Genomic DNA, 1,663 nt, shown 5'->3' on the forward strand with positions numbered 1-1,663 from the left:
CAGCGCCAGCAGATTGGTCTGGTCGGCCACGTCGCGGATCACGGTGACGATATTGCCGATCTGCTGCACTTCCTTGGTCAGGCTGTTCATCTGCCTGGCGGTTTCGTCGACGGATGTGGTGACGAAGCGTATCTTGCCCACCGACTCCAGCACCTCGTGGCCGCCGCGGTTGGCCAGCTGGCCGGCTGCTTGGGCCTGCTCCGACGCCTCGCTGGAGTTGTCGGCCACCTGATTGATGCTGACCGTCAGCTGCTCGATCGACGCCGCGGCCGAGGTGGTGGCCTCGGCCTGGGTCTGGGCGCCGTCGGCAACCTGCTGCGCCATGCCGGACAGAGCGCGCGCGGAGTCGGACACCTGGTGGGCGTTGTCCTGGATGCTCTGCACCATCTGGCGCAGCTCTTCGCGCATTTCCTGGATGTCGCGGGCGATCAGCATCGCCTCGTCGCGGGCCGGCGGTATCGGCTCGCTGAAGCCGGACAGGTCGCCCAGCTTGATCTGATGCACCAGATCGGCCGAATGGCGCAGCGGGGAGGTGATCAGGTTGGAGATGGTCAAGGCCACGGCCACCGCCAGCAGCAGCGAAACCAGCGCGGTGCCGAGCAAGATGGCGATCGCCTGCTGGCTGGACGCCATCGCCTCTTGCATCGATTTGTCCAGCCGGCCTTGCTGCCGGTCGCGCAACGACAGCAGCGCGCCGATGAAGGCGTTGTTGGTCGGCGCAAACTGGGTCTCCAGCATCTCGCGCGCGGCGTCGGTCTGGTGGCTGCGCATCAGCGCGTACAGTGGGTCGAATAGCGGGCGTTGGCTGTCCTGCGCCGCGCGTATCTTGGCATACAGTTGGCGCCCCTCCGGCGTGGACAGCATCGGCTCCATCTTGTCGAGGTCGGCCCGGTTGGAGGCGCGCAGGCTTTCCACGTTGAGGATCTGCCGCTCCACTTTCTGCGGGTCCCGGGCGAGCACGCCGTCGCGCACGCCGCGGCTGATGTAAAGCAGATTCAGCGCGATGCGCTGCGACAGCATGATCTTGGGGTAGCGGTCTTCCTTGATCTCGGTGATGTTGTTCTGGATGGTTTGCAGCTTGTTGTAGGCGACGAAGACGACGGCGCAGAGCAGCAGGATCAGCAGCGAGAAGCCTCCCAGCAGCTTCTGTCGGACGGTGAATTGATGCAGCATGCGCGCCTCCCGGCAGGTCTGTCGAAACTTACATATCTATTAGTTCTAGCTCATTCGCTAGTAGAAATTCATACGCATAAACGCGTATGGCTGGACAGAATGCCGGGAAAGGCGGAAGGGCCGGCGAGGTGCCGGCCAGAGGATCAGGCCAGAGGATCAGGCCAGGCTGGCCTGAAGGCTGGCGGCGTAGTCGGCCACCTGTTGCAGCAGGCTGCGCTGGCCATCGGCCAGCTCGCCGGCCTGCAGCTCTGCCAATTCCTGCTGGAAGGCGGGCCAGGACTGCGTCAGCCGGCTCTGGCACCAGGCTTTCCAGCGCTTGGCCTCGTCGCCGGACAGGGTGTCCGGGAAGTTGCGCGCGCGGTAGCGGAACAGCAGCTCAGCCAGTTGCGGGTCTTCGAACAGCGCCATTTCGCCGGCCAGCTGTCCGGCGGACAGCCGGCGCATTTTTTGCAGCACTTTGCGGTCGTTGTTGGAAACGAAGCCGCCGTAC

At 64.6% G+C, this 1,663-nt stretch carries 1 protein-coding gene and 1 pseudogene; both read right to left on the bottom strand.

All coding sequences use genetic code 11. The features are described 5' to 3' along the window. Positions 1–1,173, bottom strand: a 1,173-nt coding sequence (locus LQR33_RS23860) for a methyl-accepting chemotaxis protein (protein WP_231470723.1), incomplete at its 3' end; no start/stop codon positions are given. Between the two features lie 156 nt (positions 1,174–1,329). Beyond that, positions 1,330–1,663, bottom strand: a pseudogene (gene sbcB / locus LQR33_RS23865) (exodeoxyribonuclease I); the annotation flags it as partial.

Origin of the sequence: Chromobacterium piscinae (assembly GCF_021129175.1) — a bacterium.
Classification (GTDB): domain Bacteria; phylum Pseudomonadota; class Gammaproteobacteria; order Burkholderiales; family Chromobacteriaceae; genus Chromobacterium; species Chromobacterium piscinae.